This is a genomic window from Pseudomonas profundi (genome assembly GCF_008638305.1).
In the GTDB taxonomy this organism is placed as follows: Bacteria; Pseudomonadota; Gammaproteobacteria; order Pseudomonadales; family Pseudomonadaceae; genus Halopseudomonas; species Halopseudomonas profundi.
On sequence record NZ_VTPZ01000002.1, the window covers coordinates 159,699 to 186,612 of the forward strand.

The window sequence follows — 26,914 nt, forward strand, 5'->3', positions numbered from 1 at the left end:
GTTGACGGTGAATATGGAAAAGCAACCTGACAGTCAAAGGGGCTTCACACTGATCGAGCTGATGATAGTGGTAGTGATCATCGGCATCTTAGCCGCAATTGCGTACCCCTCGTATACCAGATTCATTCAAAAGAGCAGGCAGGCTGAGGTTCAGGGGCAAATCATGGACTTCGCTAGCCAGCTGGAGGCTTTCAGGTCCAAGAACCTTGAGTATCCGGCCAACGAAACCGCGGCTAAGCCGTTAGGGGGTGAGTTGTATTCCAATGCGCTTTTCAACACGGTTTATGCGAGGAGTGATCGGCATGCATTTACCATTACATCCAGCCCAAAGGGAATGATGTCGGGCACTGATACCATGAAGTTCGATAGTAAAACCGGACAATCCTGGGATAGCCCGTAAGCGCGTTATCAGAAACGGCAGCCTCGGGGCTGCTGTTTCGCTTTCTGTTTATTTTTCTCTGTTAGTTAGCCGGGGCAGCTGAATCGTTCTCAATCCCTTCGGTGAGCATGGTAATACTGCATCTGTAGCTGTCACGCATTGTGGCGATGGATGGCTACGGCTAGAGCAACTGCCTCTTTGCAATTTAATTTCCACGCATTCATTGACGCACCTCCTGATCCCCAAGCATTCACCGCGCCAATCCACCCCCTCCGCATTGGCGCTATCGCCCCCGCTTGGATAGTCTCAAGTCACAACAAAACCAAGCCAGAGTGCTTACGCCGTGAATAAATCACAAATAATGGGGGTGACATTGGCTACTGTCCTGTTGTCTGCGCAAGGTGCTGCTGCGGAGCTGCCCGAACCCGAGTCGGTGCGCACTGACCGTTTGCAGTTGATGGTAGGTTTCCCGCCGCCAGCGGAGAAGCAAATCACTCACGCCGGATTTATGCGGCCCTATCCCAATCCCCGTTGGAGCTTTCACCATGCGCGGGAGCTGTTTCCGTCTCGGCGTGTGGCCCGTGGTAATGAGGGCGTGTTTGTTTTGCCACGCGCTGACGGGTTGGCGCAGACAATCGCCGAGCTGACCTTTACCGGGCCGGATGGCGAGCCGATGAGCTTTGCCCAGTACCTGGATTCAACCTACGTCGACGGCGTGCTGATCATGCAACACGGCAAGGTGCTGTTCGAGCGCTATCAGGCCGGGGTGCCTGAGGATGAGCCACATATTCTCTGGTCGGTGACCAAATCAGTGGTGGGACTGCTCGCGACGCAGTTGATCGAGGAGGGCGAACTGGATCCCGATGCGCTGGTTGTTCGCTATCTGCCGGAGCTGGAGAACAGCGGTTGGCGAGGGGCGACGGTGCAGCAGGTGCTGAACATGACCGCGGATATCGATTACAGCGAGGTCTACGCTGATCGTACCTCCGATGTCGCCAAGTATTCACGGGCCGCTGGTATGAGCGCGGTGCCTCATGACTACACCGGTGCGCGGGATCTGTATAGCTATTTGCCGACCATTGGTCCTGGCGTGGATGATCACGGCAAGGCGTTCCGTTATCGCACCACGCATACGGAGACCCTGGGCTGGATCCTTCGGCGAGTCACTGGCCTGTCCACGGCGGCGCTGATCGAGCAGCGTATCTGGAGCAAGCTGGGTGCGGAGCAAGATGGTTATATGCTGCTGGATTCGAAGGGTACCGAGTGGGCGGGCGCGGGTTTCAACGTGACGCTACGTGATCTGGCCCGCTTTGCTGAGATGGTGCGCTTGGATGGACAGTTCAACGGCCAGCAGGTGGTGAGTCCCGGGGTGGTTCAGATGATCCGCGAAGGTGGGGACCGGGAAGCATTCAAGGCAGCCGGACGGGATTTCCAGCCGGGCTATTCCTATCGCAACCAGTGGTGGATCAGCCATAACGACGACGGCGCGTTCGAGGCGCTGGGTGTGCATGGCCAGATGATTCACATTAACCCGGCGGTCGGGATGGTGATGGTGCGGTTGTCTTCGCACCCGGTTGCGACCAGTGCCGAGACGATGCCCGCAACCATTTCGGCAATGGCGGCGTTGGCGAACCTGTTGCGCGCAAACGCGGACTGATAGCGCTCGTGCAGTAGAAGCTCGGAGGGTAAAGCCCTTCGAGCTAGCGCTTTGAATACCCCTCATCGTACTGTTCTGACCAGCTGCACCCTATGTTCTGACCGTGCAGCTGGTCCCGCATGCCCGTCCCGCTGGCACATTCAATCAAGGCTAAAGGCTGCCGTCGTTACCAGCGCTGGTTTGTACAGCAATGCCTTGCGACCCTTTGCCCCCTTCTGTTGTCAGAATCCCTAACAACGCTCTAGAACGGTCCAGGTTGATCAGGGGTGGCTGCGGGTTTATTTCTGTGGCAGCACATCCCGATTGTTGATCGTGTTTCCTTTACCCAATCGGAGCTTATCCATGCAGTCGACGCTGCTACGCAAGCACAAGCCAGGCACTCGCCTTAACAAAGCCCGCGCTTTCACCTTGATGGAGCTGCTGATTGTCATCGTGATTGTCGGCATTCTTGCGTCCATCGCGCTACCGTCATATCAGGCCTATATCAAGAAGAGCCGGGCCAAAACCGCGGCGGCTGATCTCGTCTCACTGGCCGCGGTAGTGGAGGGGCGGTTCCAACGCTCGCTGGCGTACCCGACGTCTGATATCAACGGCACCGCAGCGCTGAAATCAGCGTTCGGCCAGTGGAGCCCCGCCCAGGCTGAGCATTTTTCCCACGCCTTCATCGCGGGCTCACCCTATCGGTTGACCGCGACAGGTAGCGGCCCGATGCAGGGCTGTACGCTGAGTCTGGATGCTGAGAACCAGCGTACGGCATCACCCGAGTGCGGATTCACCTCGTGGTAGTTCGGGGTCGCAATCTGCAGGCGGGCTTCACCTTGATCGAGCTGGCGGTGGTGCTCCTGATCATCGGGTTACTGGCGTTGGCCGCTTCGCCCCTCACGTCCTCCTGGACGACCAATTCGGATCTGCACACCGCGGCGGGTCAGCTGAATCAGGCTTACAACCATGCGAAAGCGGCGGCTCTGCGTAACGCTTCGGGTGCTGTGGGCGATGAGCCAGCGGCACGTATCGCCTTTGATCCTGCGGTCAGGGAATTGAAGGTGTGTAAAACCCCGACCGGTGCCTGCAGCAACGTACTGTGGCGAGCCACTTTACCCTCCGGCGTGAAGCTGAGCCTGACGGGGGTGAGTCTTCCTGTTGAGCTGAACAATCGCGGGCAGCCCGTTACGCCGTTCACGGCAAGTCTGTCCAAGGGAGGTGAGACTGATGTTCACACATTCAATTGATTCGACGTCGCGGTCCCCCCAGCGAAATCAGCAGGGCGTCTCGCTTATCGAGGCGCTGATCAGCGTGTTGTTGGTGGCAATCACCGGTCTGGGTCTGGCGTTCATCACTGCTCAGGGGCTTTCTACACAACGCTATGCGACTACGCAAAATCAGGTGCTTTTGGGCCTGCGCGAAGCGTTGCTTGCAGAGCCCGACGTCACATCAATAGACGTGGCCGGGAGCGCCGTCGGCTTCAGTCGTGAACTCGAGACACTACAGCTGCAAGTGCGCATCGGGAATGTCGAGAAGACTGTCTCTGTCGAAACCGATACGCTGGTTGTGACGGACGACCCCGGCGGTCTGATTGGCGGTGACGGCGCTTTCCGGCTTGGGTACTAGACTCATGATTGTCGGGACGCAAAGCCAGCAGCGGGGTGTATCCCTGATCAGCCTGATGATCGGGCTGCTGATCTCGCTTATTGCCGTGGTGGGCATGATGGCGCTGTACCGTACGGTCGTACACACCACGGCAGAGTCGGGCAGTTATGCACGCCTGACCGGCGATCGCTCGGCGGCTGTGCTGACGGCGCATGTGCATTTGCAGGAAGCTGGATTCGGCATCGATGAGGCACGCTTGGGAGCTGATCTCGCGTTCTGTTCCGGCAACCTGGCGCAGGGGTTGTTGACCATTGGTACCTGCTCCACCAGTCGCCGTGGCACGTTGTTGTTATGGCGCACGCAATCTACCGGGGAGCGCTGCGCCGGGCTGTATATGGCGCCCACCGGTGATTTGCAATACTTGAAACCCCAGCCGTGCGCAGGCGCAGCGCTGGGAGGCGCCTGGCAGCAGCAGGACCGCGTCAGGCTCTATACCAAAAGCCTGGACGGTGCGGTTTTTGATTCAATGGAGTTGCGCGAGGAGAGCTGCCAGGCGCTGGGTGTGGCCGGCGCGGGTGCCCTCAAGGTGAACCTTGTCGCCCATCATCCGGTGGCAGAACAGTACGATGCCGCCGGCCCCGACACCTTTGTGCTGATCAACAGCAGTACCTGTCTGATTAACTTCCAGTGAGGCCAGGATGACTCTTCCATTTGCGGCCAGAAAGCAGCACGGCATCGCCACCATACTCACCGTGGTATTGCTCGGCCTGTCGCTGGCGTCCGCTACTCTGGTGGGCGTTTCACATTTGCGCTCCAGTCAGGAGCTCAGTACCAGCCTACATGCGCAAACCATGGCACAGAAACGAGCGTGGTTGGCCGCCGATGCGTTTGGCGATTTTCTGAAACAAGTGATACAGGATCAAGCTGATTGGCAGACCTTCGACGAGGCGGCTCGAACGCAGCCCGCCTCCTTGCAGATGGGCGGATTGGACGGAGTGGCGCTGCGCCTCGCCAGCTACGACGACACTCTGCCTTCTGCCCGCACGCTGGCGCTTCACATAACCGCCACCGCTGCACAGGGTTCCCGCGCCGCCGCATCTACCACTCTGGAAGCGGTGTATCAAATCACACCGCCAGGGGTGACCGAGGGGGAGGGCCCGCAACCGGACCGTCGCGTCATCCAATTCCGGGACGGTCTGAACATCAGTGGCGATCTGCGCGTGCTGACGCTGCCCGGTGAGAGTTACCAGATCACTGTGGATGGCGACGTGAATCTGGGAGGGTTATCAGCCGGCGGGATCGATGTGATTCGTTCCACCAGGTCGATCCGCTTTGTTGGGGGCTCTTCCACTGACTTCAGGGAGATGCACGCCAACTGTGACGTGCAGCTGAGTAACGGCGCGTTCAGCGTGGAGACCGTCAAGGCGACACGTAATGCCTGCCTGGCTAACACCATCAACAGTCAATCGATCGTTGCAAATGGCTCGGTTGAGGTGACTGGCGGTGTGCATGGCGATATTCGTGCATTGGCCAACAAGCCGGCGGGGGGGGCGCAGTGCGCAGCCGGAGCTGCGCAGCTTTGCGCAATCACGCCGACCTTTGGTGTGCGCACCAGACCGTCACCACGCATCGCGAATATCTATTCCAGAAACCACGTTGAGTTCCACAGCAGTGTCAACGTGGGGCGGGTCCAGGCGGAAGGTGACCTGATGATAGAGGGGTGCTCGCCAGATTGGACCACGGCTACCTACGGCGGCAGTTTTGCGAATAATCCTGCCTGCAGCCGCTCGGCTACCAGAATCACTCAGCCTATGTTGCTGGATCCGGTGCCCGCTGTGGAGGTCGGGCCGGAGGTCTTCGACGCCAATGCGCTGCGTGATAACGCCAACTACATCTATTCGACAACAGATGCGGGAGTGCGAGTCAAGATCCAGAACGTCGACGGGATTCGGGACTCGGCGGACGAGCTCAACCCGTTGGACGTACGCCAAAACGGTTACTACTTTCGTGCCGCCAATATCATCGACCCCACTAACCCGGGCTGGACCAGCCGCACCGTGGCCAGTTACGCCTGTATCAACAACAACGCGCCGTCGCGCCGCGATGAAACGGACGGACATTGTCTGGCGCAGTTAGGGCGCTCGCATAATCTCACCACCCCTTTACCCCAGCTCAGCAGCAACAATGTCTGGCGTTTCAACGGTGACAGTCACGCCCCGGGCATTGTTCTGGTCGAGGGCGATATGGAGATCGGCAGCGGTACTTACACCAATACGTTCATCGCGACGGGCAATCTCCATGTGACCACTGCAGGCGGGGCGGTATTTGCGCTGAATTATGCTGGTCGCGACGGCGTCACTGTAGAAGGCCATACGGCCATGGGCGTATGCAACAATTCCATCTATCCATTCCGGCCGACGGAGTTCTGCAAGGATGGCGGCTATGACCATCGCGCTTATGGCGCGATCGGTAACTATGCTCTGCTCGCAGGGAGTTGCCCGCCAGGCAGCCCGGACGGTTGTGCCAGCAATCTTTATTCGGGTGGAGATATTCGGGTCGAGAAAGCCGTATTCGGCGCTACGAAAGCGGGCAATCTGTTCAGCAGTTCCGGTAGCGCCAGGCTTTACGGGTACGTCTCGTCGCTGGCCCAGCGCAATAACGGTACGACTATCAACATGATGGGGGCCAGCACGACCATTAATCTGCAGGTCCCGGTCGAACTGCAGGAACGATATGATCCCGCCGGCGGTGTTGTGGTCAACGAAGGTGGCGGCACGAGCGGAACGCCCGGCGAAGCGACACCGGGCGCTGTCGAGTTGCGTTGGGGGCGCTACCTGTAGTTTTGTTGGATTGGGGCGGGTGAGATCAACGGCGCTTGCTGCCCATTGACCTCACCCTGACCGGTTATTGTGCCGCTACGCGCCAGACCGTATTCGACAGGTCGTCCGCAACAATCAGCGCGCCGCGTGGATCTACGGTCACCCCAACAGGCCGGCCACGTGTGGTGCCGTCCTCATCGCGAAAACCCGTGACAAAGTCGACCGGTTCGCCGGATGGACGACCATCACTGAAGGGCACAAAGATGACCTTGTAGCCAACGGGGTCCTCGCGATTCCAGCTGCCATGCTCGCCAATGAAAGCACCTTCAGAAAACTCCGCGCCCATTACCTCTGACGAGAAATCCAGGCCGAGTGCGGCCACATGTGAGCCCAGGCTGTAATCGGGGGTAATGGTTTCGGCCACCTTGTCGGGGTCCTGCGGGCGTACCCGCGGATCGACATTCTGGCCCCAATAGCTATACGGCCAACCGTAGAAACCACCCTCCTGCACAGAGGTAAGGTAGTCCGGCACGAGATCAGGTCCGAGTTCATCTCGCTCGTTTACCGCTGCCCAGAGTTGATCGGTTCCGGGCTTGATAGCGAGCGCGGTGGGGTTGCGCAGACCTGTGGCGTAGGGCTTGTAAGCGCCAGTCTCGGTGTTGATTTGCCAGACCATCGCCCTATCTACCTCAGCCTCCATGCCGCGTTCGGTGATATTGCTGTTGGAGCCTATGCCGACGTACAAAAAGCGTCCGTCGGGGCTGATAGTCATTGCCTTGGTCCAGTGATGATTGATCTCGGAAGGAAGGTCGACGATCTTTTCCGGCGGGCCACTGGCCTGGGTCTGGCCTTCCTCATAATCGAAGCGCACCAGGGCGTCCTGGTTGGCGACATACAGGTTGCCATCGTAGAACGCGAGCCCATAAGGCGCATTGAGATTGTCCGCAAAGACGCCCTGTTCTTCGTACGTGCCGTCGCCATTGCTATCGCGCAGCAATGTCAGCCGGTTTCCGCTTTCAACAGAGGTGTTGCCCTTGGCCTTTATATACCCGGCGATCACGTCTTTTGGCTTGAGTTTTGGAGCGTTCCCTCCGCGGCCTTCGGCCACCAGAATATCGCCGTTGGGCAGCACCAGTGTCTGGCGAGGAATCTGCAGCTCTGTGGCAATGGCCGTTACGGTGAATCCATCCGGGACGATTGGCCGTTTATCGCCCCATTGTTCCGGTTCGGCAATTTCCATACTCGGCAACAGGCCGCGCTGGGGTTCGGGTAATTCGGGGTCGGGACCATGTAGATTTGCCGATTCCTGTTGTTCCCCACCACAGGCGCCCAGCATCAACGTCAGTAAGCTCAACGATAGCGTTTTCGAATATTTCATTCTGCTGCTCCCGAGCGAAGGTTCGTAAGGCCAACCCAGGTGGCGGCACAGGCGAGCAAGGTGACGATAACTGAAAGCACAAGGCCGGTGGGCATGATCGCCCAGGCGTCCTTGGCGTGCTGAAGCGCGTTGATGAAACCCAGGATCCAGGTCGCAATCAGGAGAATGAGATACAGAACGTATTTCCCACGTTGGGCGCCGGCGCGAAATACGCCAATGATCGCGCATAGTATCGCCAGACCGTTGAATACCAGGCCGCCAGCGAGCAGCCAGGAGGCGAAATTGCTCCATTGAATCTGGAAGGTATTGAAATAGGCGATATCACTCAGCAGCGCGCCAAGAAAAAGCGGAATGGTGCTGGCGAGTAGGGTGGCGTGTAATGGGTGTATCGTTTGGTGCTGATAATGTCGGTCGACAGTCGCGGTCACGGCGGATTCCTCATTGCTGATCCAGTGATGCCCTGGAGCGGGACGCGCTCTAAAGCATTGCAAAGTTGTGCGTGCAAGGGCGTCGTACTGCCGGAGTATAGTTCACCGCGACCCGCTGGCCAGGCGGGTTTCCATTAATGCAGCGGATTCCGCGTGAAGATGTAAAACGAATGAACTGATGCCGCTTTCCGGATCGTTAAGCGCTAAGCGCTAAGCGCTCGCTGACTTGATACGCCCGTCTGGCCCTGTTTCGGTTATTGAGTCATATCGTCTGAATGGTCCTGAATCTCATCGCAGGCCTTTTGCTGCTCATCTTTGGACAGGCCTTCCCATCTCGCTTCTGCTTCTCTCATGCCTGCCATATAAGCCTGCTCGAAGCTGTCCTCGTCCATGCCATTTTTTGCCAGGGTTTGCTGCTGTTGCGACTTGAGTTCATTGAGCTGCTCTTCCGAATAGCCTCCGCATATCGAAGCAGTCAGATGCATGGCACCGCCGAATTTCGCCAACTGTGTTTGCGAGTCGTCCACCGGCGGCGTCTCCTGAGCCTGGCTGATGCCAGAAGCGCAGACCAGCGCGAGAGCGGACAACAGGGCAAGGCTGGTGCGCTTTTGGGTTTTGAATATCGACATAAGCATTCCTTGTGTGATCGCAGGGATAGGTCTGCAACTGCGTTGGACCCTGTCGTGGGGGAAAATGCTCATAAGCGTGGCGGATTATTGGTGGACTGTTTCGAAGGTCCGGCGGTTCTCGCAATTCCCGCAAAGCGAGTGCAGCCCCGACGCACGACCGAGACAGGTGATAACTCAGTGGCTAAAGCGCCCGGAACGCTGGATGTACATGGACCCAGCGCAATACATAGAGCGCTGAAAATAGATGCTTCGTGCAGCTAGACTTTACATAATTACTGCAATACGCCCAGATTATTGACAGCCGTCTCGGCTCCACCGGAGAGGAAATTATGAGCATCGGTAAAGAGTTCAAGGCTTTTGCAATGCGTGGCAATGTCATCGATATGGCAGTGGGTATTGTCATTGGTGCTGCGTTCGGCAAGGTGGTGTCGTCATTTGTAGACAATATCGTGATGCCGCCGCTGGGGATGTTGATTGGTGGGGTGGACTTCAGTGACTTGGCCATTGTGTTGAGGGAAGCCCGAGGCGATCTGGAAGCAGTCACCATAGGCTACGGTGCTTTTATCCAGAGTGTCGTTGATTTTCTTATCATTGCTGCAGCGATTTTTGTTGCAATACGGGTGATGAACAGCCTCAAGCGCAAGGAAGAAGAAGCGCCTCCAGCGCCGGTTGTGCCTAGCATCGAAGAGGTGTTGCTGACGGATATCCGTGATCTGCTCAAGGGGCAAGCAAAAAGCAGCAACCGTGACGGGTAAAACTCCCTTCAAGGAACACTCATAGTAGGACGAAGTTGTCGCCTTGGCTCTCGTTGGGTTTTTTGGCGGGTGATGCTCCATTGTAGTAACTATTGATTGAAGCTGATAATGGCACTTTGCACTATGTCGAACCTAGATGCACCATCTCAGCGCATCGGTGAAGTTGCGAAAGTTGCAGTTATTGTTGTGGATATTGCCTAATTGGTTGATAAATAAAGGTTTAAAAAAGCTGGCAAGCTTAATGCTAAAGACTTCATACCAACTTTCTTCGCACCTTGGATTAAGCAAACATGGAGTACTACCGCATGATGAAAAAACTTGCCGCTGTCGTTGCCGCTGCCAGCTCGATTGGTTTTGCCAGCATTTCTCAGGCTGAAGCCTTTGATACTGCTGTGGGAGAGCTCGATGTAAGCATGACCGCTACGCTTGCCAGCGATTACATCTGGCGCGGCCAGTCTCAGACCGATGGCTCTGGTGCCGTTCAGGGCAGTCTGGATATCGCCCATGAAAGCGGCCTGTATGTCGGTGCCTGGGCGTCCAACATTGATGGCTCGGAGGACGGCTTTGACGGTGCGAGTATTGAGATCGATTATTACGTCGGCTACGGCGGAGACATCACTGATAACGTCAGCTATGACCTCCAATGGGCCACCTATACCTATCCGGGGAACAGTTCCTGGGACGTGGATGAAGTTATCGGCAGCCTCGCATTCTACGGTTTCAATACAGGCGTGAAGTATGCGTATGAGGTTGATCCGGAGCCGCTCTATTATTTCCTCGATTACGGTTTCAGCCTTCCATATGAGCTGGGTCTCGGACTGCACTATGGCTATGCCGATGCCAACGACAGCGAGGTTGACAACTATAGTGATTGGGCCGTAAGTCTCGGCAAGAGCATGCTGGGTCTTGATCTGGCGCTAATGTATTCAAATACCGATATTGACGGTGGTTGCAATGGCAACTGCGATTCAAACGTAACCTTCTCGGTATCCAAGACACTCTGATTCGTCGGCGTTTGCTACGCCCCGGACTCATCGTCTGCATTTACGCCGGTTCCGCTCTCGGGCCGGCGTCTTTTTTACTTCCTCCGAACGCTCCAGAGCTGGTCGTGGCCAGAGCTTTGCGCCCCTGGCGTTATCCCGCCCGGCACACTGCTTGTGCAGTATCAGAAGGCGCGCTGTTATCATCCAGTGATGTACCCCTGATGAGCGCTAACCGATGAAAAGCTGGATATTCCTTTCCGTGGCAATTGTCGCTGAAGTGATCGGGACCACCGCATTGAAAGCGAGCGCCGGGTTCAGCAAACCATGGCCGTCGGTGCTGGTTGTGGTCGGTTACGGCATTGCTTTCTACCTGCTGGCGCTGACGCTGCGCACTATCCCGGTGGGTGTCGCCTACGCCGTCTGGTCAGGCGCAGGCATAGTGCTTATCACTGCGGTGGCCTGGCTGCTGTTTGGCCAGAAGCTGGACCTGCCAGCGTTTATCGGGATGGGACTGATCATTTCAGGTGTGATCGTCCTGAACGTGTTTTCCAAGGCGGTGGTGTAGTCAGGATGCGGTCCGTGGCAGGCCTGGTCTGAAATGTGGTTAGGCAGGTAACGTGGTTGTGGCTCGCCGGCCGGTCTATTTGGTGCCCATCCGGTGAGCTTTCTGGTCCCGCTGGGGGGCCCGTTACCCGAAGGCAATCCGGGTCACCCGGCGGTTTATGATTCCAATACGCTGCAATGCCGAGACGCAGGATGTTGAGAATGGTGCCGTCCTGCTTACCGCTGCACCAACTTCTCAATAAGGCTGACGAAGCGGTCCATGTAGCTCTTCACGAACTGATGGCTGTCTTCGCCGATCTCGCCGTTCTCGGTAATCAGGCCGGGGCGGAATTGCAGATAGGCTTCACCGCCCAATACCACCGAGCCAAGAATACCCATGATTTGACGAAGATGCTGCTGGGCCAGCGCTGCGCCCATTGCACCTGGCGATGCGCCGGTGATAGCGACGGGCTTGTCGAACCAGACGTTCTTGTCCATCGGCTTGGAACCCCAGTCGAGGGCGTTTTTCAGCACTGCGGGGAGCGATCTGTTGTGCTCGGGTGTGACAATCAACACTGCATCGGCTGCACGGATCTCGTCAGTAAAACGGTTCACGCTGGCTGGGCGCTCGCCTTCCAGATCAAGGTTATATAACGGCAGGTCATCAATCTGGGGGTAGCTGACCTCGATGTGGCCGGGCAGCAGTTTGGCAATAGCTTCGGCTAATTGGCGGTTGGTGGATTCGAGGCGGTTGCTGCCTACGATAATAGCCAGGTGGTAAGTACTCATAGTTGACTGTCTCCGTTCAGCGTCGGGCGAGCTATTCGCCGACTGGCTTGGTTGCTTTGATGGGCCATTATTGGACAGGTAATCAGATATAAAAAGGGCAATAATTGCTGGATTGTTATCGATTAATTGGATTGTTTGCGTCGATTTTGCTACATGGAGAAAAAGGCTGCTTGTTTCCCGGCACAATAAAAAGGCAGCCTCAGGGCTGCCTTTTTGTTCCGCGATCACGTTCCGTGGCTTGTCAGTGGCCATGTAGGCGATTCAACGCCGCTCCAGCAGAACCCCCGACTCCATATGGTGGGTATAGGGGAACTGGTCGAACAGTGCGCAGCGGGTGATGCGGTGGGTTGCGTTCAGCTCTTCCAGGTTAGCGGCAAGTGTCTCGGGATTACACGAGATGTACAGAATACGCTCATAACCCTTCACCAGATCCAGCGTGGCGGGGTCGAGGCCAGCGCGGGGCGGGTCGACGAATACCGTGCCGAAGTTGAAGTCGTTCAGCTCGATGCCGCGCAGACGGCGGAATTCCCGTACTCCGGTGAGTGCCTCGGTGACTTCTTCGCTGGCCAGGCGCACCAGGGTTACGTTTTCAACCCCGTTGGCTTCCAGGTTTTCAACCGCCGAGTATACCGAGCGCTTGGCCAGCTCCGTGGCCATTACGCGGCGGAAGCAGGTGGACAGCGGCAGGGTGAAGTTACCGTTGCCGCAATAGAGTTCAAGCAGATCATCATCGTTCTGGCCGGCGGCCTCAACGGCCCAGCTCAACATGTGCTGGTTGACCTGGCCGTTGGGCTGGGTAAAGCCGCCTTCAACCTGCTGATAGCGCCAGGTGCGCCCAGCGACGGTGAGTTCTTCCTGCACGTGATCACGCTGCAGAACACGCTTGCGTCCGCGGCTGCGACCGATCAGCAGGATATCGAGCTGTTCGGCCAGCCGCTCGGCAGAGGCGTCCCATTGCTCATCAATCGGGCGGTGATAGCAGAGCGTGACCAATGCTTCATTGGTGAGCGTGGTGAGAAATTCCACCTGGAACAGCTTCTTGCCCAGCACCGGGTCGGCTTTGCAGGCTTCCAGTAAGGGGCCCATCAGCTCGTTGATGCGTTTGCTGGCTATTGGCAGCTGTTCGATCAGTATCGGTTTATGTTTGTCGCCCTGCTCGAACATGGCGTAATGCGGAACGCCACCTTCATACCACAGGCGAAACTCGGCGCGTAGCCGGAAGTGTTCCAGTGGCGAGGTGAACACCTGTGGCTCGGGCGCACCGAAAGGGGCGAGCAGGTCAACCAGGCGCTGGCGCTTGGCGGCGAGTTGCTGGTCGTAGTTGGCTGGATCGAATTGCACGCCCATTAGCTGAACAACGCCAGTTTGATAACGAACAGACCGGCCAGTGCGTACAGGCTGAGGTTCAGGTCCCGATGCCGTCCGGCGAGCAACTTGATGACAACCCAGGCGATAAAGCCAAGGGCGATGCCGTTGGCAATGGAGAAGGTCAGCGGCATGACCAGCGCAGTGATCACCACCGGAGCAGCTTCGGTCAGATCCTCCCAGTCGACCTGTACCAGTCCGCCCGTCATGAGGACGGCGACAAAGAGCAGGGCCGGTGCGGTGGCGAATGCTGGAACAGCGCCAGCCAGCGGAGAAAAGAACAGGCAGAGCAGGAATAGCAGGGCAACTACGCAGGCAGTCATACCGGTACGGCCGCCGACCGCTGTCCCGGCTGCGGATTCTACGTAGCTGGTGGTGGTCGAAGTACCCAGCATCGAGCCAGCCATGGTTGCCGTGCTGTCGGCCATCAACGCGCGGCCAAGACGCGGCAGATTACCGTTCTCGTCAACCAGCCTGGCCCGTTGCGCCACACCGATGAGCGTTCCGGATGTATCGAACAGGTCAACGAACAGGAAGGCGAAAATGACGCTGACCAGACCGATATCCAGCGCCCCGCGCAGATCCAGTTCCATGAAGGTGGGTGCCAGACTGGGCGGAGCAGACATCAGCCCGTTTGTCTGGGAAATTCCGCTAAGCAGGCTGATACCCGTGATGAGCAGTATTCCTATCATCACTGCGCCGGTTATCTTCCGATAGGACAACGCAACAATCACTGCGAATCCCAGAGCGGCCAACAATGGCGCTGGCTGGCCGAGATCGCCGAGCGTGACCAGGGTGGCCGGGTGATCGACCACGAACCCTGCGTTTTTCAGCGCGATCAATGCCAGGAACAGCCCGATACCCGCGGCGATGGCTGAGCGCAGCGGCAGGGGGATGCTATTGATGATCCATTCGCGAACCTTGAAGATGCTCAGCAGAAAGAACAGAAAGCCGGAGATGAATACCGCGCCAAGCGCGACCTGCCAGCTGTAGCCCATCGACCCGACGACGGTATAGCTGAAAAAGGCGTTCAGGCCCATGCCCGGAGCCAGCGCTATCGGATAGTTGGCCCAGAGGCCCATGATCAGTGAGCCGATCGCGGCGGCCAGACAGGTCGCTACGAAGGCGGCGCCGGGGTCAATACCGGCATCGGCCATCATCATGGGATTGACGAAGACGATATACGCCATGGTCAGGAAGGTGGTTACGCCGGCAAGAATTTCGGTGCGTACCGTAGTGCCGTGGGCTTTGAGTTGGAACAGCTTTTCCAGCATGGGAGGTCTCGGTTAGGTGGGGCCGAAAACGCGGCATTTTATCCTAGTTGGATGCGATACAGAAACAAAACGGCTGGCTGAGTGAGTTGGCTGTTTGCGCCTGACCCAGCGGCTGATCCATTGATGGGCCCGGTGTGGGTGAATTCGGTCACGGATTATGTCAGGCTTTACGGCTAATCAATCGGCGGAGACAGCCATGAGCAACGAAATCAATACCGACGAACAGCGCGTCAGCTATGGCATAGGCCGCCAGATGGGCGACCAGCTGGTATCCAGCGGCATCCCGGATCTGGATATCAATCTGGTCCTCGCTGGCCTGCGTGACGCATTCAATCAACAGCCCAGCCCGGTCGATGAAGAAACCATGCAGACCGCATTCCAGGGTTTGCAGCAGAAGATGGCTGTCGTGGCAGAAGAGTCTGCCCGCGCCGCTGGTCAGGCCGGGGCGGAATATCTGCAGCAGAACGCACAGCGTGAGGGTGTCGTCACGCTGCCTTCCGGCCTGCAATATGAGGTCATTAACGAAGGCACTGGCGCTACGCCGGATGCCAGTTCAACGGTGCAGACTCATTACGAAGGCACCCTGATCAATGGCGAAGTCTTCGACAGTTCCTACAAGCGCGGCCAGCCGGCCGAATTCCCGGTGGGTGGTGTAATCGCCGGCTGGACCGAGGCACTGCAACTGATGAAGGAAGGCGCCAAGTGGCGGCTATATATCCCTTCCGAGCTGGCGTACGGCGGGCGCGCTGCGGGCAGCATTCCGCCGCACAGCACGCTGGTGTTTGATATCGAGCTGTTGAAGGTGCTTTGAGGTAGCTTGGCGAGGGGGGGGTGAGCTGCGCTGCGCTGAATCCCCCCTGGCCCCCTTTTTTTCAAAGAGGGAATATCCGTGCGAGCGGCAAAGGTTGTGCGGTGTCGGACGGAGTGGTTTTCCAGGCGGGGCGCCGCTGGTTTTAGTTAAAACGGATAATCAGCTACCAGGGCGTGAGTCAGTACTTTCGGTCTACGGCGAAGCGCGCAAGCTGCTCCAGGGAATCCCGAAACTCGGATTCAGGCAGAACCTGCAGCAGATTGACGGCTTCTTCGCTCATTTCGCGGGCCAGCTTTTCGGTATATTCAAGCGCGCCGCTTTCGCGTACCGCTGCCTGGATTGCTTCAATTTCATCCGCGCCGCCTTTCTGTATTGCTTTTCTAACCAGCTGCGCCTGCTCTTCCGTGCCTTCGCGCATGGTGTAGATCAAAGGGAGCGTAGGCTTGCCTTCAGCCAGATCATCGCCGACATTTTTGCCCATGGCTTCAGCGTCTCCGCTGTAGTCCAGCAAGTCGTCGATCAGCTGGAAGGCGATACCCAGGGCGTCACCGTATCGACGCAGGGCTTCTGTCTGCTCGGCGGTTGCGCCGGCAAGCATGGCGCCGGTATGGGATGAGGCCTCGAACAGCATTGCCGTCTTGCTGCGAATGACCTTCATATAGGTGGCTTCGTCAGTATTGGCGTCACGCACCTTGGTCAGTTGCAGTACTTCACCCTCGGCAACCACGTTGGTGGCATTGGCCAATACGCGCATGATCTCCATGTCGCCCATCTCCACCATCAGCTCGAAGGCGCGGGTAAACAGGAAATCTCCGACCAGGACGCTGGGTGCATTACCCCATAGCGCGTTGGCTGTGGAGCGGCCGCGCCGCAGGTCTGACGTATCTACTACATCGTCGTGCAACAGTGTGGCGGTGTGCAGAAATTCGATAATGGTCGCCAGGCTGTGCTGGCGCGGATCGTTCATGCCGCAGGCGCGGGCTGATAACAGTACCACCAGTGGTCGCAGGCGTTTGCCGCCGGCACTGATGATATAGCTGCCGATTTTTTCTACCAGCGGAACGCGTGAATGCAACTGACGCATGATCAGTTGATTGACGGCTTCAAAATCGTCCGTGACCGCAGTGTAAAAAGGCAGGGTTGTCATTGACCGCACGCTTTGTGGTGTGTTGCGCGGCATGCTAGGCGGCAGGCATTGCGCTGTCAAGAAAAGCGGCTGGGAATGGGCTTTCTGGCGTTGCCCGTCGCGTTTAGGGATGTTTCAGCTGCCGGAAGCGGTCGCTCAATGGCCACCCCTGATGCGGCACGCATGTTCGAATTCCCTATAAATGCACGGCCGCTTTCTTCGGCATGCCCCTTGGGACAAGGTAAGGCTTGCTCACGGGGCGCCATTTGCGTAGAATCCCCGCCCCTGAAAACCCGATTTACAGCATCCCTGTTTTGACAATGGCAAGGTAGGGCCCGATAGGCGGGTTCACTTGCAGCCATGCCGGCCACTAACGATTATACCCAAGCGCCGGGTGAGCAGGATTACGGAGAAAGCATCATGTACGCAGTGATTGTTACCGGTGGTAAGCAATACAAGGTCACCGAAGGTGAATACCTGAGAGTTGAGAAGCTGGACGTGGAAACCGGTGCCAGCATCGATTTCGATCGCGTACTGCTGGTCGGCAACGGCGACGATATCAACATTGGCGCGCCGGTTGTTGAGGGTGCCAAGGTGACTGCTGAAGTTAGCGCCCATGGCCGTGGCGATAAGGTCCGGATCATCAAGTTCCGTCGTCGTAAGCACCACATGAAGCGTCAGGGCCACCGTCAGTGGTACACCGAAATCAAGATCACCGGCATCTCTGCCTAAGCCCATTGAGGAGATAAACACCCATGGCACACAAAAAAGCAGGCGGTTCCACGCGCAATGGTCGCGATTCAGAATCCAAACGATTGGGCGTCAAGCTGTTTGGCGGCCAGGTAGCAACAGCTGGTAATATCATTGTTCGCCAGCGTGGTACTGAGTTCCACCCCGGCAAAAACGTCGGTATGGGCAAAGACCACACTCTGTTTGCCAAGGCAGACGGCGTGATCAAATTCGAAGTCAAGGGTGAGTTCGGTCGCCGCTACGTGAATGTCGTAGCCGCTAACTGATCCCCTGATGGATTTGAGAAAGCCCCGTCTTGCGACGGGGCTTTTTTGTTTGTAGCTTGATTCCTTAATTCCACCCATCCCGTCAGGGAGGGAGCAAGATGAAATTTGTTGATGAGGTGTCCATCACGGTCAAGGCCGGAGATGGGGGTAATGGTTGCATGAGCTTCCGTCGGGAAAAATTCATTCCCAAGGGCGGCCCTGACGGTGGTGATGGTGGTGATGGCGGCTCGATCTATCTTGAGGTCGCGGATAACTGCAATACCCTGGTTGATTACCGCTACACGCGGCGTTTCAATGCCAAGCGTGGTGAGAATGGTCGCGGCAGCGATTGTACCGGCGCCAAGGGTGAGGATATGGTTCTGGCTGTGCCGATCGGTACGACCGTCATTGACGCCGGCACCCAGGAAATCATCGGTGACCTGACCGAGCCGGGCCAGCGCTTGCTGGTGGCGCAGGGCGGTTTTCACGGCCTGGGTAACACGCGTTACAAGTCCAGCGTCAATCGCGCGCCGCGGCAGACCAGTCAGGGCAGTCTGGGCGAGCAGCGTGATCTCAAGCTTGAGCTCAAGGTGCTGGCGGATGTGGGTCTGCTCGGACTGCCGAATGCCGGCAAGAGTACGCTGATTCGTGCCATTTCTGCTGCCAAGCCCAAGGTTGCGGACTATCCCTTCACGACCATGGTACCGAACCTCGGTGTCGTCGATGTCGGGCGCCTGCGTAGCTTCGTGATCGCCGACATTCCGGGCGTTATCGCCGGCGCTGCGGAAGGCGCGGGTCTGGGCACGCGTTTCCTCAAGCACCTGTCGCGTACCCGGTTGCTGTTGCACCTGGTTGATATGGCACCAATGGATCAGAGCGACCCGGTTGAAGCAGTGGAAACGATCATCCACGAACTGGGCAAGTTCAGTCCGTCCCTGACCCTGCGCGAGCGCTGGTTGGTGTTGAACAAGGCGGACCAGTTGCTGGAAGACGAGCAGCAGGCAATTCTTGATGATGTTGTCGAGCGCCTGGAATGGGAAGGCCCGGTATTTGTGATATCGGCTGCGGAGCGGCAGGGTACAGAAGAGCTGGCCAAGGCCGTGATGAACTGGCTTGATGAGCGGACGCGGCGCCTGGAAGACGACGAAGAATATGCCGCAGAGATGGCCGAGCTGGACAAGGCAATCGAAGATGAGGCGCGCGCACATATTCAGGCTCTCGATGACCGACGTGCTCTGCGCAAGCAGGGGCTGAAGGCGCGCGAGGATGAAGATGACGACGATGATGATGAAGACGATGAGGACGGTGCGGAAATCATCTACGTGCGTTAATTTGGAAGCTGCTTCGGCAGCTTCTTCTCTGTTCACAACGGAAAAAGCAGCATGCGACAGAAGGTAGCCGACGCGCGACGTTGGGTGGTCAAGATTGGAAGTGCCTTGTTGACGAGTGATGGCCGAGGACTCGACCAGGGCGCCATGGCAGTCTGGGTAGATCAGCTGGTAGCCCTGCGCAAGAGCGGGGCAGAGCTGGTGCTGGTGTCGTCGGGCGCGGTAGCGGCAGGTATGAGCCGCCTGGGTTGGACTGAGCGGCCGCGGACTATCCATCAGATGCAGGCTGCAGCAGCTATCGGTCAGATGGGGCTGGTGCAGGCCTGGGAGTCGAGCTTCCAGGCGCACGGTCTGTCGACCGCTCAGGTGCTGCTAACTCACGATGACCTGTCGGACCGCAAGCGCTACCTCAACGCCCGCAGCACCTTGCGGGCGTTGCTGGATCTGGGCGTGATTCCGGTGATCAACGAAAACGATACCGTGGTAACAGACGAAATTCGTTTCGGTGACAACGACACGCTCGGCGCCCTGGTGACCAATCTGGTTGAGGCGGATCTGCTGGTTATTCTTACTGACCGCGACGGTCTGTTCACGGCGGATCCGAGTACGGATGCCAATGCTGAACTGATAAGCGAAGCCATGGCCGACGATTCCAAACTGGATGCGATGGCGGGTGGCAGTGCGGGTGCGCTCGGGCGCGGTGGTATGCAGACTAAATTGCGTGCCGCGCGACTGGCGGCGCGCTCAGGTGCAGGTACGGTCATCGTGGGCGGGCGCATCGAGCGCGTGATCGAGCGGCTGCAGGCGGGAGAGGAGCTGGGTACTTTGTTGCGGCCGGAAAAAGGCATGCTTGCTGCGCGTAAGCAGTGGCTGGCCGGGCATCTACAGACGCGTGGTCGACTGCTGATCGATAAGGGCGCAGTCGCTGCGCTGACGGCGGGGCGACGCAGCCTGTTGCCGGTCGGTGTGACTGCGGTGGAGGGCAACTTCCGGCGGGGTGAAATGGTGGTATGTGTCGGGCCGGATGGTTCTGAGGTTGCCCGGGGGTTGGTGAATTACAGCTCCCAGGATGCTGCGCGTATCATCGGCCAGTGCACGGACTCGGTACAGCAAATTCTCGGGTACATCGACGAACCTGAGCTGGTCCATCGGGATAACCTGGTGCTGGTGTAGGCGGGCGTGCTGCTGGTAAACCGCATCGACTTTCGTGTCTGATTGCGGTTTGCCCGGTAGTGAGGCTACTCGACGCTGCGAAACACCCATAAAAAAACCGGCTCATTGAGCCGGTTCTTTCATCAACAATTAACGCTGGATCAAGCGGCGGTAGCCATTGCCTTGATGTGTGCGTTCAGGCGGCTCTTGTGGCGAGCGGCCTTGTTCTTGTTGATGATGCCTTTGTCAGCCATGCGGTCGATAACCGGGACGGCTGCAGTGTAGGCGCTTTGTGCTTTCTCAAGATCCTTGGCGTCAATTGCCTTGACGACGTTCTTGATGTAAGTACGGACCATGGAGCGCAGGCTTGCATTGTGAGTGCGGCGCTTCTCGGCCTGCTTGGCGCGTTTCTTGGCTTGAGGTGAGTTGGCCACCGTCGTGCTCCTCAGAAAATCTGGATGAATAAGGTATAAATAAGGCCGCGTACTATGCCGCTGCCCTACTGTATTGTCAAGACCCGTCAGGCGCTCTGAGACGTCGGACCGGGAAGCCGCGCATTGTACATCCAGTACGCAATGAATGTCAGGTTTTGTTCGCTCGCATGACGGCCGTTCGAACGCTATGATCGCGCTTTTATTCGGCGTCGCGTTCCATGACAGATACCACTCCTCCAATCGCTCCCGTTCCTAGGGCCCCCAGTTTGCTGCGCTCGGGCATGGTTGTCAGCATCATGACCATGCTGTCGCGGGTGTTGGGGATGGTGCGGGACGTGGTCGTTGCGGCGTATTTTGGTTCGCAGTCAGAAGCTGATGCTTTTTTTATAGCCTTCAAAATCCCCAACTTCATGCGCCGGTTGTTTGCCGAAGGGGCATTCAATCAGGCGTTTGTGCCGGTTCTGTCCGAGTATCGATCCAGGCGTAGCCTCGCCGAAGTGAAGCAGCTAGTGGATTATGTGGCCGGTACGCTAGGGATTACGCTGGTGGCGATCACCGCGATCGGAGTCGCTGGCGCGCCCTTGCTCATCACCCTGTTCGCCCCGGGCTTTTATGGCGATACCGAAAAGCTGGGGTTGGCCGCCGACATGCTGCGGATCACATTTCCCTATCTGCTGCTGATTTCGCTCACAGCGCTCTGTGGTTCCATTCTGAACAGTTACAATCGCTTCGCGGTACCGGCCTTTACTCCGGTTCTGCTGAATCTGAGCATGATCAGCGCAACGCTGTTCCTGACGCCATACTTTGATCAGCCGATCATGGCGCTGGCATGGGGTGTCCTCATTGCTGGCGTGGCGCAGTTGCTGTTCCAGTTGCCGTTCCTTGCGCAAATACGACTGTTGCCTGTACCCAAACCGAATCGCAGGGATGAAGGCGTAAAGCGCATCATGACCCTGATGCTGCCCGCTTTGTTCGGCGTTTCGGTCAGCCAGATCAACCTTTTGCTGGATACCGTGCTGGCATCGTTCCTCGAGACCGGCAGCATTTCCTGGTTGTATTACGCTGATCGGCTATCCGAGTTGCCGCTGGGTGCTTTCGGCATCGCCATCGGTACGGTTATTTTGCCTGCCCTGTCTCGCCAGCATGCCGGAGATGACCCCAAGGCCTTTGCCAAAACACTGGATTGGGCGGTGCGCATGGTGCTGCTGGTCGGCTTGCCGGCGGCGCTTGCGCTGTTGCTGCTCGCTGAGCCGCTGATCGCCACGCTGTTTCACTACGGCGCCATGACCGAGCGCGACGTGGTCCAGGCTGCAGGCGCGTTGCGTGCCTATGCGCTGGGCGTCATGACCTTCATGCTGATCAAGGTGTTGGCCCCCGGCTTCTTCGCGCGTCAGGATATGAAAACGCCGGTGAAAATTGCCGTGACCTGCATGGTTTTCAATATGGGCTTTAACCTGATCCTGATCTGGCCGCTGGCACATGTGGGCCTGGCGCTGGCCACCTCGCTATCTGCGTTGTTGAATGCCGCATTGCTCTGGTGGGGGCTGCGTAAAGCTGGCATATTCCAGGCGCAACCTGGGTGGATGGGTTTCAGTATCCGCCTGGCGCTGGCGTGTATCGCCATGTCCGCCGTCGTGCTCTGGCTGGTCCCCGATGTCGAGCAGTGGTTTGCCTGGGAATGGCAACAAAAGACCCTGGAGATGGCGATCCTGGTAACTGCCGGTATTGCTGCCTTTATAGTCACGCTGCTTCTGGCGGGAATGCGCATGCGACACCTGCGGCACTGAGTCGCCGCCTTGCCTGTTGTAGGAGGGACGACCCCGGCCCGACGGCGTCCGCAGGACGCCCTGGGGTTTGGGTCGGGTTATGCTAACCTGGCCTTAAAACCCCTAATTGCCGGTTTCAGTCGAGATCGCGCCTCCCGCAAATTGTCGTCCTGAGCTAGAAGTAAACCTGTGGGAGGGGCGACTCGCCGCGATGGCGTCCGCAGGACGACTTGGGTAAAACTTTACTAACTGACCTGTAGACTCGTTTATGCCTAGTTGGCCTTCTTAACCGCTGGCCTTGCGGCCAGATCGCCGTGGGTCACGCCTCCCACGAATGTAATCCGAACTCGTAATCACACCGCAGCCTTCCGATGACGCCGGCCCTTCTAACCCTGTATACTTTCCGGCTTTGATCTCTCTACCAATCAACGAGCATTATGGAACTGGTCCGCGGCCTACATAACCTGCGGCCCCGACATCGGGGTTGCGTGGTAACAATCGGTAACTTCGATGGTGTGCACGCCGGGCATCAGGCCATTCTCGAGCGCTTGCGCTCGCATTCAGAGCGGCTTGGTCTGCCTGGATGCGTGGTGATATTCGAGCCTCAGCCCCGGGAGTTTTTCGCTCCCCAGGCGGCGCCGCCCCGTCTTACCCGTCTGCGTGACAAGCTCGCCCTGTTCGAAGAGCAGGGCATCGATCGCGTGCTCTGCCTGGCGTTCAATCGCCGTTTACGCGAACTCAGCGCTGAGGAGTTCGTGCAGCAGGTACTGGTCGACGGGCTGGGCGTGAAGCATCTCGAGGTGGGGGACGATTTCCGCTTTGGCTGCGACCGTTCAGGTGACTTCGCTTTCCTGCAGGAGAGCGGCAAACGCCACGGCTTTACCGTCGAGTCCACCAATACCGTTGCCGAGAGCGGCGAGCGTATCAGCAGCTCGCGGTTGCGCCAGGTGCTGGAAGAGGGCGATTTCGAGCTGGCCGACCGCTTGCTGGGTCGCCCATTCAGTATCACCGGCCGTGTTCTGCATGGTCAGAAGCTCGGGCGCCAGCTCGGTGCTCCCACCGCGAACGTCCAGCTCAAGCGTCTGCGCGCTCCGCTGAACGGTGTCTACCGCGTCAGCATGGAGCTCGACGGCGTGATTCAGAAAGGGGTCGCCAACATTGGCACCCGTCCCACGGTAGAAGGCGAAGGCCAGCCACACCTCGAGGTTCACCTGTTTGATTTCGATGGTGATCTCTATGGCCGCCGCGTCACCGTGGTGTTTCATGAAAAACTGCGTGAAGAACAGCGATTCGAGTCGCTGGAAGCCTTGAAGTTGGCAATCCAGGCTGATTTTGCCGCCGCCCGGGCCCAGTGGGGCCTTTGACGAACCAAGTGTGGATTAAATGACTGATTATAAAGCGACGCTGAACCTGCCCCAGACGGCATTTCCAATGAAGGCTGGCTTGCCCGTGCGCGAGCCGGAAACCCTCGAGCGCCTGAACAGCATTGACCTCTACCAGAAGATTCGCGAGATCAGCCAGGGTCGTCCGCAGTTCGTACTGCATGACGGCCCGCCCTATGCCAACGGCAGCATCCATATTGGGCACGCGGTGAACAAGATCATCAAGGACATGATCGTTCGGTCCAAGACCCTGTCCGGCTTTGACGCGCCCTACGTGCCAGGCTGGGACTGTCATGGTCTGCCGATTGAGCACAAGGTAGAAATCACCTACGGCAAGAACCAGCCCGCCGACAAGACCCGCGAGCGCAGCCGCGAATACGCCGCCAAGCAGATCGAAGGGCAGAAGGCCGACTTCGTCCGCCTGGGCGTTCTGGGTGAATGGTACAACCCCTACAAGACCATGGAATTCCCCAACGAAGCCGGACAGATCCGCGCGCTGGCGAAGATGGTTGAAGGCGGTTTTGTGTTCAAGGGCCTGAAGCCGGTGAACTGGTGCTTCGATTGCGGCTCGGCCCTGGCCGAAGCTGAGGTCGAATACCAGGACAAGCAATCCGACGCCATCGACGTTGCCTTCGAAGTTGAAGATGCCGGCCAGCTCGCTGCCGCCTTCGGTCAGGCTGCGTTGAGCAAGCCGGCCAGCATGGTCATCTGGACGACCACGCCCTGGACCATTCCGGCCAACCAGGCGCTGAACGTCCACCCCGAATTCATTTATGCGCTGGTGGATACCGGCGACAAGCTGCTGGTGCTGGCAGAGGAGCTGGTTGAGTCCTGCCTGCAACGCTACGAGCTGCAGGGCGAAATCATCGCCCGCTGCGAGGGCACTGCGCTGGAGAATATCCGCTTCCGCCATCCGCTGTACGAGCGTTTCTCGCCGGTCTATCTGGCGGAGTACGTTGAGACCGGATCCGGTACCGGCATCGTGCATTCGGCCCCTGCGTATGGCGAGGACGACTTTCGTACCTGCAAGCATTACGGCATGGATAACGATGACATTCTCAGTCCGGTGCAGAGTCACGGCGTCTATGTCGCGGATCTGCCGTATTTCGGCGGTCAGTTTATCTGGAAGGCCAACCCGGCCATCGTCGAGAAACTGCGTGAAGAAGGCGCATTGCTCAAACACGAGTCGATTCAGCACAGCTACATGCATTGCTGGCGTCACAAGACGCCGCTGATCTACCGCGCGACGGCGCAGTGGTTTGTCGGCATGGACAAGGTTGTCAGCGACGGCAGCTCGCTGCGTCGCCGCGCGCTGGATGCCATCGAACAGACACAATTCGTTCCGGCCTGGGGCCAGGCGCGCCTGCACGGCATGATCGCCGGACGCCCTGACTGGTGTATCTCGCGTCAGCGTAACTGGGGCGTGCCGATTCCGTTCTTCCTGCATAAGGAAAGCGGCGAGCTGCACCCGCGTACCGTCGAGCTGATGGAAGAAGTGGCCAAGCTTGTTGAGCAGGCAGGCATTGAGGCCTGGTTCAGCCTCGATGCCGCCGAGCTGTTGGGCGTCGAAGCCGAACAGTACGAGAAGATCAACGACACGATGGACGTCTGGTTCGATTCCGGCACCACCCATTGGCACGTGATGCGCGGCTCGCACCCTATGGGGCACGAACAAGGCCCGCGCGCCGATCTGTATCTGGAAGGCTCTGATCAGCATCGTGGCTGGTTCCACTCTTCGTTGCTGACCGGCTGTGCCATCGACGGCCAGGCCCCGTACAAAGGCTTGTTGACCCACGGTTTTGTGGTCGACGAGAACGGTCGCAAGATGTCCAAGTCGCTGGGCAACGTGGTTGCGCCGCAGGAAGTGAACGACAGCCTGGGCGCGGACATTCTGCGTCTATGGGTGTCGTCGACGGACTATTCCGGTGAGATGGCTGTGTCCAAGCAGATCCTGCAGCGCAGCGCCGATGCCTATCGCCGCATCCGCAACACCGCACGCTTCCTGCTCTCCAATCTGAACGGTTTCGACCCGAAGGAGCACTTGCTCGCACCCGAGCAAATGCTGGATCTGGACCGTTGGGCAGTCGACCGCGCGCTGCTGTTGCAGCAGGAAATCATCGAGGCCTACGACACCTACAAGTTCTGGAACGTCTATCAGAAAGTGCACAACTTCTGCGTACAGGAGCTGGGCGGCTTCTATCTGGATATCATCAAGGATCGGCAGTACACCACTGGCGCTGACAGCACCGCGCGTCGTTCCTGCCAGACCGCGATGTACCACATCGCCGAGGCGCTGGTGCGCTGGATCGCGCCCATTCTGTCCTTCACCGCCGAAGAGCTGTGGCAGTACCTCCCCGGCGAGCATAACGACTCGGTGATGCTCAATACCTGGTATCAAGGCCTGACTGCGCTGCCCGCCGATGCAACCCTGGGCCGTTCCTTCTGGGAGCAGGTCATGGAGGTCAAGGTCGCGGTCAACAAGGAAATGGAGACCCAGCGCAATGCCAAGGTGATTGGCGGCAACCTGCAGGCCGAGGTAACCCTGTTTGCCGATGACGCGCTACACGCGAGCCTGACGGAACTTGGGGATGAGCTGCGCTTCGTGCTCATCACCTCGCGCGCCGATCTGGCGCCGCTGTCCGAGGCAGGCGAAAACGCCGTCCAGACCGAGCTGCCTGGCCTGAAGCTGAGCCTGATCAAGTCCGGACACAGCAAGTGTGCGCGTTGCTGGCACTTCCTTGCCGACGTCGGCAAGCACGCCGAGCATCCCGAAATTTGTGGCCGTTGCGTAAGCAACATCGAAGGTCCGGGCGAGGTGCGCCAGCATGCCTGATTGGCGGCGCAGTGGGCTGGTATGGCTCTGGTTGGCAGTGGTGGTAATAGCGCTCGATCTGCTGACCAAGTGGATCGTCGCCGGCCAACTGATCCCATATCAGAAAGTCCATTTGATCGAGGATTTCTTCGCGATCACGCTGGCTTTCAACACCGGCGCCGCGTTCAGCTTCCTGGCTGACGGCGGCGGCTGGCAGCGCTGGTTCTTTATCGCCATTGCGGTGGGCGTCAGCGTCATGCTGCTGGTCTGGCTGGCGCGCCTCCCCAGGGAAAAAACCATCGAGTCGGTGGCCCTGGTGCTGGTGCTGGGCGGAGCGCTCGGCAACCTCTACGACCGGATCGTGCACGGACACGTCGTCGACTTCATACTGGTCCACTGGCATAACAGCTGGTATTTTCCGGCTTTCAATGTCGCTGACAGTGCGATTACAGTAGGTGCTGCGTTGCTGATATTTGATATGTTTCGGTCCGAGAAGAAAGCTGCCTGAACTTAGTCGCCGCC

At 58.2% G+C, this 26,914-nt stretch carries 27 protein-coding genes; 19 read left to right on the forward strand and 8 right to left on the reverse strand.

Going from position 1 to position 26,914, the window contains the following annotated elements:
• Nucleotides 1–13 precede the first annotated feature (13 nt).
• The 7 genes from FZE95_RS03785 to FZE95_RS03815 all read left to right on the forward strand — a co-directional run bounded on the left by FZE95_RS03785 (nucleotide 14) and on the right by FZE95_RS03815 (nucleotide 6,463).
• Nucleotides 14–400 (forward strand): type IV pilin protein, encoded by a 387-nt coding sequence (locus tag FZE95_RS03785; RefSeq protein WP_150299748.1) that lies wholly within the window; start codon nucleotides 14–16, stop codon nucleotides 398–400.
• Between the two features lie 322 nt (nucleotides 401–722).
• Nucleotides 723–2,036, forward strand: a complete 1,314-nt coding sequence (locus FZE95_RS03790; protein WP_150299498.1) for a serine hydrolase domain-containing protein — start codon at nucleotides 723–725, stop codon at nucleotides 2,034–2,036.
• Between the two features lie 342 nt (nucleotides 2,037–2,378).
• Nucleotides 2,379–2,822, forward strand: a complete 444-nt coding sequence (locus FZE95_RS03795) for a type IV pilin protein (protein WP_150299499.1) — start codon at nucleotides 2,379–2,381, stop codon at nucleotides 2,820–2,822.
• Nucleotides 2,816–3,265, forward strand: a complete 450-nt coding sequence (locus tag FZE95_RS03800) for a pilus assembly FimT family protein (RefSeq protein ID WP_190324489.1) — start codon at nucleotides 2,816–2,818, stop codon at nucleotides 3,263–3,265. Before FZE95_RS03795 ends, FZE95_RS03800 begins: the two co-directional genes overlap by 7 nt.
• Nucleotides 3,246–3,644, forward strand: coding sequence for a type IV pilus modification PilV family protein (locus tag FZE95_RS03805; RefSeq protein ID WP_150299501.1), 399 nt, complete (start codon nucleotides 3,246–3,248; stop codon nucleotides 3,642–3,644). The genes FZE95_RS03800 and FZE95_RS03805 overlap by 20 nt, the downstream gene beginning before the upstream one ends.
• Nucleotides 3,634–4,314, forward strand: coding sequence for a PilW family protein (locus FZE95_RS03810; RefSeq protein ID WP_150299502.1), 681 nt, complete (start codon nucleotides 3,634–3,636; stop codon nucleotides 4,312–4,314). Before FZE95_RS03805 ends, FZE95_RS03810 begins: the two co-directional genes overlap by 11 nt.
• 7 nt (nucleotides 4,315–4,321) lie before the next feature.
• Nucleotides 4,322–6,463: a hypothetical protein gene (locus FZE95_RS03815; protein ID WP_150299503.1), complete on the forward strand. Its 2,142-nt coding sequence runs from the start codon at nucleotides 4,322–4,324 to the stop codon at nucleotides 6,461–6,463.
• Nucleotides 6,464–6,527: 64 nt separating this feature from the next.
• Here the strand turns inward: FZE95_RS03815 and FZE95_RS03820 are convergent, their stop codons facing one another.
• The 3 genes from FZE95_RS03820 to FZE95_RS03830 all read right to left on the reverse strand — a co-directional run bounded on the left by FZE95_RS03820 (nucleotide 6,528) and on the right by FZE95_RS03830 (nucleotide 8,877).
• Entirely contained in the window at nucleotides 6,528–7,820 is a 1,293-nt protein-coding gene (locus FZE95_RS03820; RefSeq protein WP_150299504.1) for a PQQ-dependent sugar dehydrogenase, read from the reverse strand.
• Nucleotides 7,817–8,248, reverse strand: coding sequence for a DUF2231 domain-containing protein (locus FZE95_RS03825; protein WP_150299505.1), 432 nt, complete (start codon nucleotides 8,246–8,248; stop codon nucleotides 7,817–7,819). The genes FZE95_RS03820 and FZE95_RS03825 overlap by 4 nt, the downstream gene beginning before the upstream one ends.
• A 254-nt stretch (nucleotides 8,249–8,502) precedes the next feature.
• A complete protein-coding gene (locus FZE95_RS03830; protein ID WP_150299506.1) occupies nucleotides 8,503–8,877 on the reverse strand; it encodes a hypothetical protein in 375 nt (124 codons plus the stop codon).
• 329 nt (nucleotides 8,878–9,206) lie between these two features.
• Here FZE95_RS03830 and mscL point away from each other — a divergent pair, with 329 nt between their 5' ends.
• The 3 genes from mscL to FZE95_RS03845 all read left to right on the forward strand — a co-directional run bounded on the left by mscL (nucleotide 9,207) and on the right by FZE95_RS03845 (nucleotide 11,180).
• A complete protein-coding gene (mscL, locus tag FZE95_RS03835; protein ID WP_150299507.1) occupies nucleotides 9,207–9,632 on the forward strand; it encodes a large-conductance mechanosensitive channel protein MscL in 426 nt (141 codons plus the stop codon).
• A gap of 305 nt (nucleotides 9,633–9,937) precedes the next feature.
• Nucleotides 9,938–10,636 carry a TorF family putative porin gene (locus FZE95_RS03840; RefSeq protein WP_163981527.1) on the forward strand — a complete coding sequence of 233 codons (699 nt, stop codon included), beginning with the start codon at nucleotides 9,938–9,940 and terminating at the stop codon, nucleotides 10,634–10,636.
• Nucleotides 10,637–10,850: 214 nt separating this feature from the next.
• Nucleotides 10,851–11,180 (forward strand): SMR family transporter, encoded by a 330-nt coding sequence (locus FZE95_RS03845; protein ID WP_150299509.1) that lies wholly within the window; start codon nucleotides 10,851–10,853, stop codon nucleotides 11,178–11,180.
• A 215-nt stretch (nucleotides 11,181–11,395) separates the two neighbouring features.
• On the opposite strand, the gene FZE95_RS03850 is transcribed toward FZE95_RS03845, so the two are convergent.
• From FZE95_RS03850 to FZE95_RS03860, 3 genes are read right to left on the reverse strand one after another with little or no spacing between them, the layout of a single operon-like run.
• Nucleotides 11,396–12,199, reverse strand: coding sequence for an NADPH-dependent FMN reductase (locus FZE95_RS03850; protein ID WP_223824951.1), 804 nt, complete (start codon nucleotides 12,197–12,199; stop codon nucleotides 11,396–11,398).
• 9 nt (nucleotides 12,200–12,208) lie between these two features.
• On the reverse strand, nucleotides 12,209–13,294 hold the full coding sequence (trmA, locus tag FZE95_RS03855; protein ID WP_150299510.1) for a tRNA (uridine(54)-C5)-methyltransferase TrmA: 1,086 nt from the start codon (nucleotides 13,292–13,294) through the stop codon (nucleotides 12,209–12,211).
• Nucleotides 13,294–14,586, reverse strand: coding sequence for an NCS2 family permease (locus FZE95_RS03860; RefSeq protein WP_150299511.1), 1,293 nt, complete (start codon nucleotides 14,584–14,586; stop codon nucleotides 13,294–13,296). The genes trmA and FZE95_RS03860 overlap by 1 nt, the downstream gene beginning before the upstream one ends.
• A 196-nt stretch (nucleotides 14,587–14,782) precedes the next feature.
• Between FZE95_RS03860 and FZE95_RS03865 the strand changes: the two genes are divergently transcribed.
• On the forward strand, nucleotides 14,783–15,397 hold the full coding sequence (locus FZE95_RS03865; protein ID WP_150299512.1) for an FKBP-type peptidyl-prolyl cis-trans isomerase: 615 nt from the start codon (nucleotides 14,783–14,785) through the stop codon (nucleotides 15,395–15,397).
• A 178-nt stretch (nucleotides 15,398–15,575) separates the two neighbouring features.
• Here the strand turns inward: FZE95_RS03865 and FZE95_RS03870 are convergent, their stop codons facing one another.
• Nucleotides 15,576–16,544 carry a polyprenyl synthetase family protein gene (locus FZE95_RS03870; RefSeq protein WP_150299513.1) on the reverse strand — a complete coding sequence of 323 codons (969 nt, stop codon included), beginning with the start codon at nucleotides 16,542–16,544 and terminating at the stop codon, nucleotides 15,576–15,578.
• Nucleotides 16,545–16,943: 399 nt separating this feature from the next.
• Here FZE95_RS03870 and rplU point away from each other — a divergent pair, with 399 nt between their 5' ends.
• The 4 genes from rplU (at nucleotide 16,944) to proB (ending at nucleotide 20,019) form a co-directional block, all read left to right on the forward strand.
• Complete coding sequence (rplU, locus tag FZE95_RS03875) at nucleotides 16,944–17,255, forward strand: 50S ribosomal protein L21 (RefSeq protein WP_150299514.1); 312 nt, start codon at nucleotides 16,944–16,946, stop codon at nucleotides 17,253–17,255.
• A gap of 23 nt (nucleotides 17,256–17,278) precedes the next feature.
• Nucleotides 17,279–17,539 (forward strand): 50S ribosomal protein L27, encoded by a 261-nt coding sequence (gene rpmA / locus FZE95_RS03880; RefSeq protein WP_150299515.1) that lies wholly within the window; start codon nucleotides 17,279–17,281, stop codon nucleotides 17,537–17,539.
• 98 nt (nucleotides 17,540–17,637) lie between these two features.
• Entirely contained in the window at nucleotides 17,638–18,849 is a 1,212-nt protein-coding gene (cgtA, locus tag FZE95_RS03885; protein ID WP_150299516.1) for an Obg family GTPase CgtA, read from the forward strand.
• A gap of 51 nt (nucleotides 18,850–18,900) precedes the next feature.
• Complete coding sequence (gene proB / locus FZE95_RS03890; protein ID WP_150299517.1) at nucleotides 18,901–20,019, forward strand: glutamate 5-kinase; 1,119 nt, start codon at nucleotides 18,901–18,903, stop codon at nucleotides 20,017–20,019.
• 140 nt (nucleotides 20,020–20,159) lie between these two features.
• Here the strand turns inward: proB and rpsT are convergent, their stop codons facing one another.
• Nucleotides 20,160–20,432, reverse strand: coding sequence for a 30S ribosomal protein S20 (rpsT, locus tag FZE95_RS03895; RefSeq protein WP_150299518.1), 273 nt, complete (start codon nucleotides 20,430–20,432; stop codon nucleotides 20,160–20,162).
• Between the two features lie 218 nt (nucleotides 20,433–20,650).
• Here rpsT and murJ point away from each other — a divergent pair, with 218 nt between their 5' ends.
• The 4 genes from murJ (at nucleotide 20,651) to lspA (ending at nucleotide 26,900) form a co-directional block, all read left to right on the forward strand.
• On the forward strand, nucleotides 20,651–22,219 hold the full coding sequence (gene murJ / locus FZE95_RS03900) for a murein biosynthesis integral membrane protein MurJ (protein WP_150299519.1): 1,569 nt from the start codon (nucleotides 20,651–20,653) through the stop codon (nucleotides 22,217–22,219).
• Nucleotides 22,220–22,635: 416 nt separating this feature from the next.
• Nucleotides 22,636–23,562 (forward strand): bifunctional riboflavin kinase/FAD synthetase, encoded by a 927-nt coding sequence (ribF, locus tag FZE95_RS03905; RefSeq protein ID WP_150299520.1) that lies wholly within the window; start codon nucleotides 22,636–22,638, stop codon nucleotides 23,560–23,562.
• Between the two features lie 19 nt (nucleotides 23,563–23,581).
• Nucleotides 23,582–26,413: an isoleucine--tRNA ligase gene (ileS, locus tag FZE95_RS03910; protein WP_150299521.1), complete on the forward strand. Its 2,832-nt coding sequence runs from the start codon at nucleotides 23,582–23,584 to the stop codon at nucleotides 26,411–26,413.
• Nucleotides 26,406–26,900 carry a signal peptidase II gene (gene lspA / locus FZE95_RS03915; protein ID WP_150299522.1) on the forward strand — a complete coding sequence of 165 codons (495 nt, stop codon included), beginning with the start codon at nucleotides 26,406–26,408 and terminating at the stop codon, nucleotides 26,898–26,900. Before ileS ends, lspA begins: the two co-directional genes overlap by 8 nt.
• Nucleotides 26,901–26,914: the final 14 nt, after the last annotated feature.